Raw genomic sequence first — 15710 nt, 5'->3', positions numbered from 1 at the left:
GGCGCGCTTTCTCAGCCAACGAAACGCAGCGCCGCGGTCAGATCGCCCATGGGCTGCTGGCCGCGGGCGCGCATGGCGTCGTCGCGCAGCTTCAGGCCGTCGAGCTTCTCCAGGTCGAACACCCGGGTGATCAGGCGCAGGATCGAGGCGGTGTCGTAGACGGTGTGGTCCACCGTGCCGTGGCGGGCGAAGGGCGAGACCACCAGCGCCGGGATGCGCGAGCCGGGGCCCCAGCGGTCGCCCCTGGGCGGCGCCACGTGGTCCCACCAGCCGCCGTTTTCGTCCACCGTGATGACGATCACCATGTTCTGCCACTGCGGGCTTTCCATCAGGTGCTTCACGGCGCGCACCATGTGCCGGTCGCCGCTGGCCACGTCGGCGTAGCCGGCGTGCATGTTGAGGTTGCCCTGGGGCTTGTAGAAGCTCACCGCCGGCAGCTTGCCGGCGCGGGCGTCGGCGAAGAAGCGGTTGCTCGATGGGTCGTCGCCCAGGCCACCGTCGCGCAGGCGTCTCGCGCGTTCCTCCGGGTGTTCCGGGCCCTGCTGGACGAAGTAGTTGAACGGCTGGTGGTGGTACTGGAAGTTGGGAATCTTCGGGATGCCGGCGGAGTTCCTGTACTGCTCCAGGGTGGCTTCCCAGGCACCGGCGTACCAGGCCCAGTCCACGCCCTTCCTGCTCAGCTTGTCGCCGATGTGCTCGTGGCGCTGCGGCACCATCACGTTGGGCTGGTCCGGCAGTGCGTAGTCCGGGCGCTTGGGGTCGCGCTGCACGGTCGGCCAGTAAGGCGGCAGCATGGTGTTCACGCCGTAGCCGTCGGGGGTCAGGGCGCTGGGGCCGAATTTCGGCGCGCCGCCGGCGACGCTGGCGGGCGAGTCCTCCAGCGGTTTCAGCCGCGGGTCGGCGGGGTTGTCGCTCATCAGCTGGGCGATCTGCGTGTGCGCCGGCGAGTTGTGCACGTCCGGGTACACCGGCGGGGTCGCCGCCACCAGGTAGTGGTGGTTGAGGAAGGAGCCGCCGAAGGCGCCCTGGAAGAAGTTGTCGCACAGCACGAAGTCCCGGGCCAGGTCCCACAGGCGCAGGCTATACGGGCTCTGCGCGTAGTAGCCCATGGGCAGCGCGCCGGAGTCGGCCCAGGCGACGAACATGTCGTTGCGCCCGCCGTTGATCTGCATCTGGTTCTGGTAGAACACGTGCCACAGGTCGCGGGTCACCAGGCCCAGGGGCAGGTCCTCGCCCTGCGGGCCCTTGAGCGCGAAGGGCGCGTTGGCCAGGTTCTCCTGGTACTGCATGCCCTCGGCGTAGGTCACGCCTTCCAGGGTCTGGCCCAGTTGCAGCACGCCGCCGTATACCGGCGGCAGCTTGTCCAGCAGGCGGCCGTCGCGGTCGCGCTGCTGGTAGTCGGCCGGCTGCAGCGACGACAGCGGCTTCTCCACGCCGGGGAAGTCGCCGAACAGGTTGTTGAAGCTGCGGTTCTCGGCGTAGATCACCACGATGCTCTGCACCTGCTCGCGCAGCGCCCGGTCCAGCTCGGCGCCCTCCAGTTCGCGCACGGCCTCGGCGGCCTGCGCCGTGCCCTCGCCCACCAGGCCGGCCAGCGCGGCGCCGGCGCCCAGGGCCGCGGCGCCGCCAAGGAAGCGGCGGCGGCCGGCGTCCGCCAGTGGCTGGGCATCGTCCTGCCCGGGATTCTGATCGCGCTTGTCGCTCATCGACGGCTCCCCCATGTCGGAAATCGCGGCACTCTAGCAGCCCCGTATGACAGGCGGGCGAAGGCTCTATGACAGGCCTTTCCAAAGCCGCGCGAGAAATGCCCGAATCCCCCGTCACATTTGTGCAACCCCGGCGTCACACGAGCTACACCGGCCAGGCGGAGACTGCCGTTCATGAGCACGACTCCCCTGCGCATCGCGCTGATCAGCGAAACCTTCCCGCCGGAAATCAACGGCGTGGCCAATACCCTCGGGCGCCTCGCCGCCGGGCTGCTGCAGCTCGGCCACCGGGTGCAGGTGGTGCGCCCGCGACAGCACGTCGACGACGGCCGCCACAGCGACGACGAACTGCTGCTCACCCGCGGCTGGCCGCTGCCCGGCTACCCCGGCCTGCAATGGGGCCAGTCGTGCCTGCACAAGCTGCTGCGGCACTGGCGGCGGCTGCGCCCGGACGTGCTCTACATCGCCACCGAGGGCCCGCTCGGGCTGGCCGCCCTGCGCGCCGCGCGACGCCTGCGGATTCCCGCGCTGAGCGGCTTCCACACCAATTTCCAGCAGTACAGCGCGCACTACGGCCTGGGCCCGCTGACGCGCCTGGTGACGGCCTACCTGCGCTGGTTCCACAACCGCACCCAGCGCACCCTGGTGCCCAGCGCCAGCCAGGCGCTGGAGCTGGAGCGCCGCGGCTTCGCCCACCTCGCCCAGCTGGCGCGCGGCGTGGATGGCCAGCTGTTCCAGCCCGGCCGCCGCGACGATGCCTTGCGCCGCGAGTGGGGCCTGGGCGAGCAGGACATCGCCGTGCTGCACGTCGGCCGCCTGGCCGCGGAGAAGAACCTCGGCCTGCTCGGCCGCGCTTTCAATCAACTGCGCGCCGCCCACCCGCAGCTGAAGCTGCGCCTGGTGATCGTCGGCGACGGCCCGCAGCGCGCGCAGCTCGCCCGCGAGCTGCCGGATGCGATCTTCTGCGGCCTGCAACGCGGCGAGGAACTGGCCCGGCACTACGCCAGCGGCGACCTGTTCCTCTTCCCCAGCCTGTCGGAGACCTTCGGCAACGTGGTGCTGGAAGCGCTGGCCTCGGGCCTGGCGGTGGTCGCCTACGACCAGGCCGCCGCGGCCCAGCACATCCGCCACGGCCACGACGGCGCACTGGCGATTCCCGGCGACGAGGCCGATTTCATCGATGCCGCCAGCTGGCTGCTGGAAGACCGCGAGCACCTGCGCCGGGTGCGCCTGAATGCGCGCCAGCACGCCGGGCGCCTGGAATGGCGGAGCATCGTCGAACGCTTCGAGGGCTACCTGCTGGAAGCCATCCGCCAGCCGCTGCCGGCACCGGCCAACGGCACCGACGCGCTGGGCGCCGATACCGTGCGCAAGTGATCAGGCGAAGGGCTTGGGCTCGGCGGCGAACGACAGGCTCATGGCCCCGGCGCCGAGGTTGATGCCCCCGGTCGGGCTGAGCATGCCCAGGTGCATGGCGATGCCGCGCTCGCCGCAGGCCTGTTCCAGGGCCTCGAAGCCCGGCAGGTCGCGCAGCGCCGAGGGGTCGCCGGCGTAGCTCAGGCCGACGTGCGGGGCCAGCAGCTCACCAGCCTCCACCCGCGCGCGGGCGAAGTTGAGCAGGCGCTCGGCGGACTTCTCGTAGTTCGGCGACACCGACACCGGCTTGTCCTCGCCCTGCACCAGGCTCAGCACCGGCTTCATGTCGAGCATCGAGCCGATGCCGAGGAAGGCGCCGCGCAGGCGGTCGCCGATGCTGCTGCGGTCGCCCTTCTGGAAGCCGCGGCGGCGCACGTGGCCGAGGTCGTTGGCGACCAGGAAGGTGTTCATCTGCTGGCTCAGCTGCTCCAGGCGCGTGCGGATGGCGTTGGGGTGCTGGTCCTCGCCGAGCAGGCGCGCGCCTTCGGCGGCCAGCACCGCCAGGCCGGCGAACACCGTCTGGCTGTCCACCACGCGCAGCGCGAAGGGGCCGTTGATGCCGGCCGCGGCGCGTTTCTCGCGGTAGTTCTGCAGCAGGCCGAAGGAGGCCTGGGTGGCGTTCTCGAAGATCGGGCTGCGCGCGCTGCTGACGGTCAGGCAGATGACGTAGTCGAAGTCGGTGACCAACTGTTCCAGGAACCAGGCCTGGGTTTCCGCCGCGGTCAGCGGCTCGCTGCCGTCCTCCGGGGCGACCTTGGGCAGCTCCTCGGCGTAGAAGCGCAGGGTGGTGTCAGGGTCGCGATCGTCGATGATGCGCCGCTGGCCCACCCGGATACCGATGGGCAGGACGCGGATGTTGTTGGCAGCGAGGAATTCGGGGGGCAGGTCGCAGGTCGCATCCACCACCAGGCCGATCCGCATGGCTTAGCTCCTTTGGCCGTGTGCCGGCCTATTGTTGTGTGTTAGCCGCCCTACAATGCCCTTTTCCGACATTCAAGTCAGCATATCGGAAGGCCTGCTTCGGAAAAGATTTGTAAATTTGGCGGAAATGGCCTCAGGAAAAGGACAAAAAGAAACCGCCCGGGGAGCGGCCCCGGGCGGTCTTGTCGGTCCGCGGCGATCAGGCCAGGGACATCAGCGCATCGCGGCTGAACGGCTTGATGTCGGCCAGGCGGCCGTCGCGCACCTTCAGCGCCCAGTCCGGGTCCACCAGCAGCGCACGGCCCACCGCCACCAGGTCGAACTCCTGCTTGCCCAGGCGCTCCAGCAGGCCCTCGATGCCCGAAGGCTGGGCCACTTCGTCGGTCTTGCCGAAGAAGGCCAGGAACTCGCTGCCGTCCAGGCCGACGTTGCCCACGGTGATGGTCGGCTTGCCGGTGAGCTGGCGCGTCCAGCCGGCCAGGTTGAGGTCCGAGCCTTCGAACTCGGGAATCCAGAAGCGGCGGGTCGAGCAGTGGAAGATGTCCACGCCGGCCTCGGACAGCGGCTCGAGGAACGCCGCCAGTTCTTCCGGGGTCTGCACCAGGCGCGCGGCGTAGTCCTGCTGCTTCCACTGCGAGAAGCGGAAGATGATCGGGTAGTCCGGGCCCACCGCCTCGCGCACGGCGCGGATCAGCTCGATGGCGAAGCGCGAGCGATTGGCCAGGCTGCCGCCGTATTCGTCGGTGCGCTTGTTGCTGCCGTCCCAGAAGAACTGGTCGATCAGGTAGCCGTGGGCGCCGTGGATCTCCACGCCGTCCATGCCGATGGCCTTGGCGTCGCGGGCGGCCTGGGCGAAGGCGGCGATGACGTCCTGGATGTCTTCCTTGGTCATTTCATGGACCAGCACCTGGCCGTCCTTGACCTTGCCGCTGGGGCCGTAGCCGGGGACGCTGGCGTCCGGCTCCACGCCCAGGCGGCGCACGGAACCGACGTGCCACAGCTGCGGGACGATCTTGCCGCCTTCGGCGTGCACCGCGTCGACCACCTGCTTCCAGCCGGCCAGGGCGTCCTCGCCGTAGAAGCGCGGCACGTTCGGGTAGCCGTTGGCGGCCTTGTGGCCGACGGTGGTGCCTTCGGTGACGATCAGGCCGACGCCGGCGGCGGCGCGGCGGCGGTAGTACTCCACCACCTGGGCGTGGGGCACGCCGCCCGGGCTGAAGTTGCGGGTCATCGGGGCCATGACCACGCGGGTCGGCAGCTCCAGGTTGCCGAGGCGGAAGGGCTGGAACAGGCTCTCTACGGATGCGCTCACGAAGGTTCTCCAGGGGCGGCCGGGCGGCCCGTCCCGTCAGTGGGTTGCACGATGTTCAGGCCGCCAGCACCCGCTCCAGGCGGGCGATGAAGGCTTCCATGGGTTGCAGCGAGCCGCTCGCCTTCAGCCGCCCCAGCACGCCCTGCCAGGCGTTGGCGATGAAGTTGGCGAGGTTCTCGCAGTCCTCGTCCGCGGCCAACTCGCCGGCGCGCTGCGCCTCGGCCAGGCAGTCGCGGAGGATGTCGGCGCCGCGCTGGAGGATGGCGTCGACCTGGGCGCCGATGGCCGGCGACAGTTCGGCCATCTCGAAGCTGAGGCTGCCGATGAAGCAGTGGTACTCGGCCTTCTCCTGGCGGGTAAAGTGCGCCAGCAGTTCGGCGTAGTAGCCGAGGATGCGCGCGCGCGGGCCCAGCGCCGGGTTGCCCAGGGCCTCGGCGTAGCGCTGCAGGCGCGAGCCGTAGATGTGCTCCAGGGCCTGCAGGGCGAAGTCTTCCTTGCTCTCGAAGTAGTGGTAGAAGGAGCCCTTGGGAATGCCCGTGGCCTGGACGATGTCCTGCACCCCGGTGCCGTGGTAGCCGCAGCGGGTCATGACCGCCGAGCCCTTGGCCAGGATGAGGTCGCGCTTGTCGAGTCGGATGCTGGTGTTCATGGGGCGCAGGATATGACCGGTCGTCTCGCCCTGCCCAGCACTATTGATGGCGGTGATTCTGCGCCACAGGCAGCGGCCTCAGTGCCAGCTGACGTACTGCTCCAGCGGGAAGCGCAGGCGCGGGTTGTACACGCCGCGCTCGGCGGCTCGGCCCACCGCCAGCAGCATGACCGGCACGGCTCGCGGCGGGATGTCCAGCACGCGGCGCAGGCGCACCTCGTCGAAGCCTTCCATGGGGCAGCTGGCGTAGCCGTGGCTCTGTACCGCGAGCATCAGGTTCTGCGCCGCCAGGGCGGTGGACTTGGTCGCCCACAGGCGCATCTGCGCGTGGCTGTTGGGCGTGCGCATCAGCGGCCGGCGCAGGCCGACCAGGCGCACCAGGCAGCGCTTGAACAGGCCGCGCAGGCCGAAGGCGCCCTGGTCGTACTGGAAAGGCGCGGTCTTGGCGTAGAACCTGCGCACCTGCTCCGGCACCTGCGGCTCCGGCCACTGTTCTACCACCTGGCGACAGGCCTCGCGCCAGGTGTCCGGGCGCGCCAGCACGGCGATCAGCACCGGAGCGGTGCGCGCGGCGTTCTGCTTCAGGCAGACCTCGTGCAGGCGCTGGCGCAACACCGGATCGCGGATCACCTGGAAGCTCCAGGGCTGCAGGTTGCAGGAGTTGGGCGCGAGGCTCGCCAGTTCCAGGCAGTCGCGCAGCACCGCGTCCGGCACCGGCTCGTCGGTGAAGCGGCGCACCGAGCGGCGCTGCTCGATGAGCTGGCGCAGCTGGGCCGGCCCGCAGGCCAGGTCGGGGGTTTCGGCGACGAATCGGGTCATGGCGGCGTCCTCGGTCGGTCCGGGGATTAAACCCGGCCCGCGGCGCCGCGCACAGGCGGATGAGAGAAATGCCGGCAGGATTGGCGCAAGCGCCCTCTCCTGCCGGTGCGCAGGCTCAGCCCAGGGCCTTCTCGATGGCCTGCACCAGGGCCGCGTCGTCCGGCGCGGTGCGCGGGCTGAAGCGCGCCAGCACGCGGCCGTCGGGGGCGAGCAGGAACTTCTCGAAGTTCCAGGTGATGTCGCCGGGGAACTCGGCGCCCTCGCCCGCCAGCAGGCGGTACAGCGGATGGCGCTCGGGACCGTTGACCTCGAGCTTGGCCGACATCGGGAAGCTGACGCCGTAGTTCAGCGAGCAGAACGACTGGATGTCCGCCTCGCTGCCCGGCTCCTGGCCGGCGAACTGGTTGCAGGGCAGGCCCAGGACCACGAAGCCGCGGTCGCGGTATTGCTGGTAGAGCTTCTCCAGCCCGGCGTACTGCGGGGTCAGACCACACCTGGAGGCGACGTTCACCACCAGCACCACCTTGCCCTTCAATGGGGAGAGCGGCAGATCCTGGCCATCCAGGCCACGCAGAGTCAGATCGTGAAAAGCGCTCATTGGAGTACTCCTTGAATGAAATAGGCACACGAAGTGCCGTGCGCCCGGCCGGACAAGTCGTCCACGCGGCGCATCCCAGTCGGTTCGGGAAAAAGGCCCAGCATCCGTGCATGCGAAAGGCGCCCTCAGGCGCCTTTCACGGGTACAAGCTTAGCAGCTCCGACCGGGTGTCACCGGGCCATCAATCGGCCCGACGAAACACCTCAGTGGTGGTGGCCGCCCTCGCCATGGATGTGGCCGTGGGCGACTTCCTCGGCGGAAGCCTCGCGCACGTCGACCACCTTGACCTTGAAGTTCAGGCGCTGGCCGGCCAGCGGGTGGTTGCCGTCGACGGTCACGTCGTCGCCGTCGATGTCGCGGATGGTGACGATCTGCATGCCGCCGTCCGGAGCAGATGCGTGGAACTGCATGCCGACCTGCAGCTCGTCGACGCCTTCGAACATTTCGCGGCTCAGGGTGGCGACCAGCTCGGCGCTGTATTCGCCGTAGGCTTCGCCCGGCTCGATGGCCACGTCCAGCTCGTCGCCGACCTGCTTGCCTTCCAGGGCCTTCTCCAGACCGGAGATGATGTTGCCGGCACCATGCAGGTACACCAGCGGAGCGCCGCCGGCGGAACTGTCGATGACCTCACCTGCGTCGTTGGTCAGGGTATAGTCGATGGAAACCGCCTTGTTGGCTGCGATCTGCATGGGGAAGAACCTTTCGGAAAAAGAAGTTGAGCGGACAAGTCTACGCCGGGCCGGGGATGAAAGCGACCCGAAGGCGGACGGATGGCCCGTGCGCGAGCCGCCGCGCCTGCTTGACTTCCATCAGGACGAGGACGGCCACTGGGTGGCAGTGTTGTCCTGCGGCCACACCCAGCACCTGCGCCACCAGCCGCCCTGGCAGTCGCGCCCCTGGGTGCTGGACGCCAAGGCGCGCGCGGCGCTGATCGGCCGGCCCTTCGCCTGCGGCTGGTGCGCCCGGGCAACCCACTCCGACGACAAGGACTGAGACGAGCATGGCGGCACGCAACATCCTGGTAATCAACTGCGGCAGTTCCTCGATCAAGTTCGCCCTGGCCAGCGAGGACCGCGAGGGCTTCGTCCTGCACGGCCTGGCCGAGCGCCTGGGCGAGCCCGGCGCGGTGCTCGGCTGGGTCCGCGGCGGCCAGCGCGACAGCCTGGAGCTGGGCGACGGCGCCGGTCACGAAGTCGCCCTGGCGCGCCTGCTGCCGCTGGTGGAGCAGGCCGTGAAAGGCCCGCTGCACGCCATCGGCCACCGCGTGGTGCACGGCGGCGAGCGCTTCACCCAGGCCTGCCGGATCGACGCCGAGGTGCTCCAGGCGATCCGCGACACCGTGCCCCTGGCGCCGCTGCACAACCCGGCCAACCTGCTGGGCATCGAGGCGGCCATGGCGCTTTATCCACAGCTGCCCCACGTCGCCGTGTTCGACACCGCCTTCCACCAGAGCCTGCCGCCGCGCGCCTACCGCTACGCCCTGCCGGAGCCGCTGTACCGCGAGCAGCACGTGCGCCGCTACGGCTTCCACGGCACCAGCCACCGCTACGTCAGCCACCGCGCCGCCGAGATCAGCGGCCTGGCCCTGGGCGACAGCTACTGGATCTCCGCACACCTGGGCAACGGCAGCTCCACCTGCGCCATCGCCGAGGGCCAGAGCCGCGATACCAGCATGGGCCTGACGCCCCTGGAAGGCCTGGTGATGGGCACCCGCAGCGGCGACGTCGACCCCAACCTGCACAGCCACCTGGCGCGTACCCTGGGCTGGAGCCTGGAGAAGATCGACCACATGCTCAACCACGACAGCGGCCTGCTCGGGCTTTCCGGGCTGTCCAACGACATGCGCACCCTGGAGCACGCCCGCGAGCAGGGCCACGCCAACGCGGCGCTGGCCATCGAGGTGTTCTGCTACCGCCTGGCCAAGTCCCTGGCGGCCATGACCTGCGCCCTGCCGCGCCTGGACGGGCTGATCTTCACCGGCGGCATCGGCGAGAACTCGCCCCTGGTGCGCAACCTCACGGTGCAGCACCTGCACGTGATGAACCTGCAGCTCGACGGCGAGGCCAATGCCCGCTGCGTGCGCGGCGTCGAAGGGCCGATCCACGCCCAGGGCCACCCGCGGGTATTGGTCATCCCGACCAACGAGGAACGCCAGATCGCCCTCGACACCCTGGCCGTGCTCGGCTGAAGATTGCCTCCCCGGCCCCACAAGGGCCGCAGCGAACCCGAACGGCTTAAGGAGCCCGGATGCATACCTTCTTCATCGCCCCGACCGGCTTTGGCGTCGGCCTCACCTCCATCAGCCTCGGGCTGATCCGCGCCCTGCAGCGCGCCGGCCTGAAGGTCGGTTTCTACAAGCCCATCGCCCAGCCGCAGCCCGGCGACGACGGCCCGGAGCGCTCCAGCGAGCTGGTGGCCCGCACCCACGGCCTCAAGCCGCCCACCCCGCTGCCCCTGGGCAAGGTCGAGCGGATGCTCGGCGACGGCCTGCTGGACGACCTGCTCGAAGGCATCATCCACGAGTACCGGGCCGCCGCCGAAGGCCAGGACGTGATGATCATCGAGGGCATGGTCCCCACCCGCCACGTCAGCTACGCCGCGCGCATCAACTTCCACCTGGCCAAGAGCACCGATGCCGAGGTCATCCTCGTCTCGGCGCCGGAGAACGAGACGCTCAACGAGCTGTGCGACCGCCTGGAGATCCAGGCCCAGCTGTTCGGCGGCGCCCACGACCCGAAGCTGCTCGGGGTGATCCTCAACAAGGTCCGCGACGTCGACGGCGAAGGCCGTCCGCTGGAAGGCGAGGCCGCCGCCCAGCGCTTCGCCGCGCGCCTGAGCGAGCACTCGGCGCTGATGCGCGGCGGCGAGTTCCGCCTGCTCGGCTGCATCCCCTGGCAGGACGACCTCAACGCCCCGCGCACCCGCGACGTGGCCGACCTGCTCAATGCCAGCGTGCTCAACGCCGGCGACTACGAGCAGCGCCGGGTGCAGAAGATCATCCTCTGCGCGCCCTCGGCGCCGAACACCGTGCACCTGCTCAAGCCCGGCGTGCTGGTGGTGGTGCCGGGCGACCGCGACGACATCATCCTCGCCGCCTGCCTGGCGGCCATGAACGGCGTGCCCCTGGCCGGCCTGCTGCTGTGCAGCGGCCTGGCGCCGGACGCGCGGATCATGGAACTGTGCCGCAGCGCCCTGCAGAGCGGCCTGCCGGTGCTGACGGTGAACACCGGCTCCTACGACACCGCCGGCGACCTCACGCGGATGAACAAGGAAATCCCCATCGACGACCGCGAGCGCGCCGAGCACGTCACCGAGTACGTCGCCGGGCACATCGACTTCGAATGGCTGCGCGAGCGCTGCGGCGCGCCCCACGAGCCGCGCCTGTCGCCGCCGGTGTTCCGCTACCAGCTGACGCAGCGCGCCGCCCGCGCCGGCAAGCGCATCGTCCTGCCCGAGGGCAGCGAGCCGCGCACCGTGCAGGCGGCAGTGATCTGCCACGCCCGCGGCATCGCCCGCTGCGTGCTGCTGGCCAAGCCCGACGACGTCCAGGCGGTGGCGCAGATGCTCGGCATCGCCCTGCCGGCGGACCTGGAGGTCATCGACCCGGACCTGGTGCGCAGCCGCTACGTCGAGCCCATGGTGACGCTGCGCAAGGGCAAGAACCTCAACGCGCCCATGGCCGAGCAGCAGCTGGAAGACAACGTGGTGCTGGGCACCATGATGCTCGCCCTGGAAGAGGTGGACGGCCTGGTCTCCGGCGCCATCCACACCACCGCCAACACCATCCGCCCGGCGCTGCAGCTGATCAAGACCGCGCCGGGCTACAACCTGGTGTCCTCGGTGTTCTTCATGCTGCTGCCCGACCAGGTGGTGGTCTATGGCGACTGCGCGGTGAATCCCGATCCTTCGGCCAGTGACCTGGCGGAGATCGCCCTGCAGAGTGCCGACTCGGCGCAGGCCTTCGGCATCGTCCCGCGGGTGGCGATGATCAGCTACTCCACGGGGGACTCGGGAACCGGCGCGGATGTCGAGAAAGTGCGGGAAGCGACGCGCATCGCGCAGGAAAAACGCCCCGATCTGTTGATCGACGGGCCCTTGCAGTATGATGCCGCCGCCGTCGCCGGCGTCGGCCGCCAGAAGGCTCCCGACAGCCCGGTGGCCGGCCGCGCCACGGTGTATGTGTTCCCCGACCTGAACACCGGGAACACCACCTACAAGGCGGTGCAGCGCAGCGCCGACTGCATCAGCATCGGCCCCATGCTGCAAGGCTTGCGCAAGCCGGTGAACGACCTGTCGCGCGGCGCCCTGGTGGAAGACATCGTCTACACCATCGCGCTCACCGCGATCCAGGCCGATACGCAACAGACCTGATCCAAGGAGGGCCGCCCAGCGGCGGCCCAGGCCAACGCCGGCACAGGAAGGTGCCACCCGAACAGCGGGGCCGGAACCCCGACCACGCGCCGCCGCCGAGCGTCGCCCATGTACAAGGAACATCCATGCTCAACTTCCTTCCCCATGCCCTGCGCGGCTCGCTCGCCGGCCTGCTGCTGATCCTCAGCACCCTGTGCTGGTGCGTCCCGCTGTTCGGCATGACGCTGTTCAAGCTGCTGCTGCCCTTCGCCCCGGCCCAGGCGGTTTGCCGGCGGATCATGGGGCTGATCGCCGAAGGCTGGATCAGCTGCAACAAGGGCTGGATGAACCTGGTGCAGCGCACCGGCTGGAACGTCCAGGGCCTGGAAGGCCTGGAGTACGACCATTCCTACCTGGTCACCAGCAACCACCAGAGCTGGGTCGACATCCTCGTCCTGCAGTACCAGCTCAACCGGCGCATCCCGCTGCTGCGCTTCTTCCTCAAGCAGCAGCTGATCTGGGTGCCCGTCATCGGCCTGTGCTGGTGGGCGCTGGATTTCCCCTTCATGAAGCGCTACAGCAAGGCCTACCTGGCCAGGCACCCGGAAAAGCAGGGCCAGGACCTGGCCACCACCCGCAGGGCCTGCGCCAAGTTCAAGCGCATCCCGGTGGCCATCTTCAACTTCCTCGAAGGCACCCGCTTCACCCGCGCCAAGCACGACGAGCAGGGCTCGCCGTTCCAGCACCTGCTCAAGCCCAAGGCCGGCGGCATCGCCTTCGTCCTCGACGCCATGGGCGAGCAGTTGCGCACCCTGGTCAACGTGACCATCCACTACCCCGACGGCAGCCCGACCTTCTGGTGCCTGCTGTCCGGGCGCTTGAAGCGCGTGGTGGTGCGCTTCGAGGAGCTGGAGATTCCGCGGCAGTTCATCGGCAAGAGCTACGACCAGGATGCGGATTACCGGGCGGAGTTCCAGCGCTGGGTGAACCAGCTGTGGGAGCGCAAGGACCAGGTGCTAGCGCAGTTGCACCGGGAGTATCCGGCTGGGGCTTGAGGAGGTGCGCTTTTCGGGTGGGGCCGCATACGCCGAGGCGCTTTTCGTAGGATGGGTTGAGCTTGCGATACCCATCGGACCCTGGTGATGGGTATCGCTTCGCTCAACCCATCCTACGGGGCTCGGATGTTTCTCTGGAAATCCGTAGCTCCAGGGAAGCACGGGCGTAGGAGCGGACTCCGTCCGCGATTGGATTCACCAACCACGCCGGGCGCCCCGGTGGCATGACCAAGGCCCAACCACCCAAACGAAAAAGCCCGCCAACCGGCGGGCTTTTTTTCATCCAGGCAACACTTACTGATACTGCTGCCCACCCTGCGGCGCAGTGCCCTGGGCGCCCGGCAGGGCCTTCAGGTTCACCTCGACCCGACGGTTCTGCGCACGACCATCCACCGTGGAGTTGCTCGCGATCGGCTGGTCCGGCCCCATGCCGCGGGTGCTCACGCGAGTACCGTCGACGCCTTGCGAAGTCAGGTAGGTCGCCACACTCTGCGCCCGGCGCTGCGACAGGTCCATGTTGTGCTGGCGGCTGCCGGTGCTGTCGGTATAGCCGACGATCTCGATGCTGTTCTGGTTGAACTGCTTGAAGGAGTTCGCCAGGTTGTTCAGCGGCGCGTAGAAGGACGGGGCGATGTTCGCCGAGTCGGTGGCGAAGGTGATGTTGCCCGGCATGATCAGCTTGATGTCATCGCCCTGGCGCTGCACCTGCACGCCGGTGCCCTGCATCTGCTGGCGCAGCTGGGCTTCCTGCTTGTCGGCGTAGTAGCCGTAGCCGGCGCCGGCCATGCCGGCCACCGCGGCGCCGATCAGCGCGCCCTTGCCGCGGTTGTCGTGGTTGATCGCCGCGCCGGCCACGGCGCCGGCCAGCGCGCCCAGGCCGCCGTACTTGGCGGTCTTGCTCACGCCGCCCTCCTGCGGGACCTGGGTGTTGGGGTCATAGGGATTCTGCGAGGCGCAACCGGCCATGAGAGCGAAGGCGGTGACGGCCGCGACCATGGACAGACGACGTGCGGTGAACATGAAGGAGGACTCCTTGAATAGCGATACGCCCTTTCCCGGGCGGCAAGTTAGAGCTTGGAACGTGCAAAAGATTCCACAACAACCTTAAGCACGAATGAAGGGATTCTCACGCATTTCATCGCCCAGGCGGGTATCCGGGCCGTGGCCGGTGACCACGGTGGCCTCCTCGTCCAGGCTGTACAGGCGCTGTTTGATCGAACGCTCGATGGTGGCGTAGTCGCCGCCCCACAGGTCGGTGCGGCCGATGCCGCGGCGGAACAGGGTGTCGCCGGCGATCAGCAGCCTGGCGCCGGGGAACCAGAAACTCATCGAGCCCGGCGTGTGCCCCGGGGTGTGCAGCGCCACGCCGCAGCCGCAGGCCAGTTCCTCGTCGTCCTGCAGCCACTGGTCCGGCGCCGGCACCGGCTTGTAGGGCACGCCGAACATGCGGCACTGCATCTCCAGGTTGTCCCAGAGGAACTGGTCGCCCTGGTGCAGGTGCAGGGTGGCGCCGGTCTGCTCCTTCATCTGCCCGGAGGCGAGGAAGTGATCCAAGTGCGCGTGGGTGTGGATGATGCTGACGACTTTGAGGCCCAGGGCGTCGAGGCGCTGCAGGATCAGCTCATGGTCGCCGCCCGGGTCGACCACGATGGCCTTCTTCGTCAGCGGGTCGCCGATGATGGTGCAGTTGCACTGCAGGGGGCCGACGGGGAAGGTTTCGCGGATCAGCGCGGGCTGGGCGGCGTCCATGGGGTATTTCCTGGCAGGTTTCGACAAACGCCAAGGGTGACGGCAAAGCCGCCGCGCTTCAACTCCCCGTGTTCAGTCGGCACGGTAGTCGGTGGGCAGCTTGCCGGTCCACTTGCGGAACGCCCGGCGGAAGTTCGACGGGTCGTTGAAGCCCAGCAGCAGGGCGATCTCGTACAGCGGCAGGTGGGTGGTGGTGAGGTACTGCAGGGCCAGGCGCTTGCGCACGTCGTCCAGCACCTGCTGGTAGGTGGTGCCCAGGCTCGACAGGTGCCGGCGCAGGCTGCGGCCGCTGGTGTGCAGCTCGCGGGCGGCGCTGTCCAGGTCGGGGAACTCGCCGGGGCGCGCCAGCAGCAGGCGGCGGATGCGCGTGAGCAGGCCCTCCTGCACGTCCAGGCTGGCCAGCAACGCCTCGCACTGCTGCTCGCACATCTGCACCGTGGCCGGGTTGGCCAGGGCCATGGGGCGGTTGAGGTATTCCCGCGGCAGGCTGATGAAGTGGAACGGCTGATCGAAGGCCGCCGGCATGCCGAACACCTCGGTGTAGCGCTCGGCATAGGGCGGCGCGGGGAAGGCGAAACCGACCTCCACGCCCTGCAATGGCTCGCCGACGAGGAAGCGGGCGATGGTGTACAGGCTGGTCATCAGGCCCTCGCCGGCGAAGCGTTGCATGGGCCCCAGGGGGATCGACTCGCTGGCGCGCAGCTGCGAGCGGTCCTGCTCCTCGACGCGCTCCAGGTCATAGGCCAGGCCCAGCACGCGGTAGTACTTGAGGGCGAAGTCGATGGCCTTTTCCAGGTTGGCGCTGGACAGCACCGCGTAGCCGAGGATGCCGTGGGTGGAGACGTTCAGGCGCTGGCCCAGCAGCAGGCCGAAGGCCGGCTCGCCGCAGTTGGCCAGGGCGGCGCCGGCGAGCAGGTTGAAGTCGACGAAGGACAGGCGCCCGGCCGGGCTTTGCAGCACCTCGGGGCGCACCCGGGCCAGTTCCAACAGGCGCTGGCGCGGCACGCCGAGCTCCTCGGCGAGGTCGAGCAGGGCCTGGGCGTAGGCCACGGGAACCAGTTCGGCGGTGAAGTTGAGCGGTTGCTTCATGGGCTTCTTCTTGTTCTGACCGCTGGCCGGATATGACCGGAAAGTT

15 protein-coding genes are annotated in these 15710 nt (G+C 69.0%); 5 read left to right on the top strand and 10 right to left on the bottom strand.

What is annotated here, in order from left to right:
* Positions 1 to 11: 11 nt before the first annotated feature.
* Entirely contained in the window at positions 12 to 1706 is a 1695-nt protein-coding gene (locus tag M8R19_RS22290; protein ID WP_249918944.1) for an acid phosphatase, read from the bottom strand.
* Between the two features lie 174 nt (positions 1707 to 1880).
* Between M8R19_RS22290 and M8R19_RS22285 the strand changes: the two genes are divergently transcribed.
* Complete coding sequence (locus M8R19_RS22285) at positions 1881 to 3083, top strand: glycosyltransferase family 4 protein (protein WP_074984660.1); 1203 nt, start codon at positions 1881 to 1883, stop codon at positions 3081 to 3083.
* Here the strand turns inward: M8R19_RS22285 and M8R19_RS22280 are convergent, their stop codons facing one another.
* The 6 genes from M8R19_RS22280 to M8R19_RS22255 form a co-directional block, all read right to left on the bottom strand.
* Positions 3084 to 4043 carry a DegV family protein gene (locus tag M8R19_RS22280; protein WP_249918943.1) on the bottom strand — a complete coding sequence of 320 codons (960 nt, stop codon included), beginning with the start codon at positions 4041 to 4043 and terminating at the stop codon, positions 3084 to 3086.
* 199 nt (positions 4044 to 4242) lie between these two features.
* Positions 4243 to 5355, bottom strand: a complete 1113-nt coding sequence (locus M8R19_RS22275) for an NADH:flavin oxidoreductase (RefSeq protein ID WP_116425543.1) — start codon at positions 5353 to 5355, stop codon at positions 4243 to 4245.
* Positions 5356 to 5410: 55 nt separating this feature from the next.
* Positions 5411 to 6004 carry a TetR/AcrR family transcriptional regulator gene (locus M8R19_RS22270; RefSeq protein ID WP_249918942.1) on the bottom strand — a complete coding sequence of 198 codons (594 nt, stop codon included), beginning with the start codon at positions 6002 to 6004 and terminating at the stop codon, positions 5411 to 5413.
* Between the two features lie 78 nt (positions 6005 to 6082).
* A complete protein-coding gene (locus M8R19_RS22265; protein WP_249918941.1) occupies positions 6083 to 6823 on the bottom strand; it encodes a nitroreductase family protein in 741 nt (246 codons plus the stop codon).
* 115 nt (positions 6824 to 6938) lie between these two features.
* Positions 6939 to 7421, bottom strand: a complete 483-nt coding sequence (locus M8R19_RS22260) for a glutathione peroxidase (protein WP_009616034.1) — start codon at positions 7419 to 7421, stop codon at positions 6939 to 6941.
* A 203-nt stretch (positions 7422 to 7624) separates the two neighbouring features.
* Positions 7625 to 8110, bottom strand: coding sequence for an FKBP-type peptidyl-prolyl cis-trans isomerase (locus M8R19_RS22255; RefSeq protein ID WP_249918940.1), 486 nt, complete (start codon positions 8108 to 8110; stop codon positions 7625 to 7627).
* Here M8R19_RS22255 and M8R19_RS22250 point away from each other — a divergent pair.
* From M8R19_RS22250 to yihG, 4 genes are all read left to right on the top strand, one after another.
* Positions 8079 to 8414: a DUF3565 domain-containing protein gene (locus M8R19_RS22250; protein ID WP_081884745.1), complete on the top strand. Its 336-nt coding sequence runs from the start codon at positions 8079 to 8081 to the stop codon at positions 8412 to 8414. The two genes, M8R19_RS22255 and M8R19_RS22250, sit on opposite strands and share 32 nt — an antisense overlap.
* A gap of 7 nt (positions 8415 to 8421) precedes the next feature.
* On the top strand, positions 8422 to 9609 hold the full coding sequence (locus M8R19_RS22245) for an acetate kinase (RefSeq protein ID WP_116425546.1): 1188 nt from the start codon (positions 8422 to 8424) through the stop codon (positions 9607 to 9609).
* A 59-nt stretch (positions 9610 to 9668) separates the two neighbouring features.
* Complete coding sequence (gene pta, locus M8R19_RS22240) at positions 9669 to 11792, top strand: phosphate acetyltransferase (RefSeq protein WP_249918939.1); 2124 nt, start codon at positions 9669 to 9671, stop codon at positions 11790 to 11792.
* Between the two features lie 125 nt (positions 11793 to 11917).
* Positions 11918 to 12826 (top strand): 1-acylglycerol-3-phosphate O-acyltransferase, YihG family, encoded by a 909-nt coding sequence (gene yihG / locus M8R19_RS22235; RefSeq protein WP_116425547.1) that lies wholly within the window; start codon positions 11918 to 11920, stop codon positions 12824 to 12826.
* A 294-nt stretch (positions 12827 to 13120) separates the two neighbouring features.
* On the opposite strand, the gene M8R19_RS22230 is transcribed toward yihG, so the two are convergent.
* From M8R19_RS22230 to M8R19_RS22220, 3 genes are all read right to left on the bottom strand, one after another.
* On the bottom strand, positions 13121 to 13846 hold the full coding sequence (locus tag M8R19_RS22230) for a YiaD family glycine zipper/OmpA-like lipoprotein (protein ID WP_249918938.1): 726 nt from the start codon (positions 13844 to 13846) through the stop codon (positions 13121 to 13123).
* A gap of 84 nt (positions 13847 to 13930) precedes the next feature.
* Positions 13931 to 14575 (bottom strand): MBL fold metallo-hydrolase, encoded by a 645-nt coding sequence (locus tag M8R19_RS22225; protein ID WP_249918937.1) that lies wholly within the window; start codon positions 14573 to 14575, stop codon positions 13931 to 13933.
* 72 nt (positions 14576 to 14647) lie between these two features.
* A complete protein-coding gene (locus M8R19_RS22220; RefSeq protein WP_249918936.1) occupies positions 14648 to 15664 on the bottom strand; it encodes an AraC family transcriptional regulator in 1017 nt (338 codons plus the stop codon).
* Between the last annotated feature and the right edge of the window lie 46 nt (positions 15665 to 15710).

Source organism: Pseudomonas sp. R3.Fl (genome assembly GCF_023516765.1).
Taxonomy (GTDB): domain Bacteria; phylum Pseudomonadota; class Gammaproteobacteria; order Pseudomonadales; family Pseudomonadaceae; genus Pseudomonas; species Pseudomonas citronellolis.
Note: the sequence above shows the minus strand (reverse complement) of the source record. Positions and strands in the feature narration are given on the sequence as shown.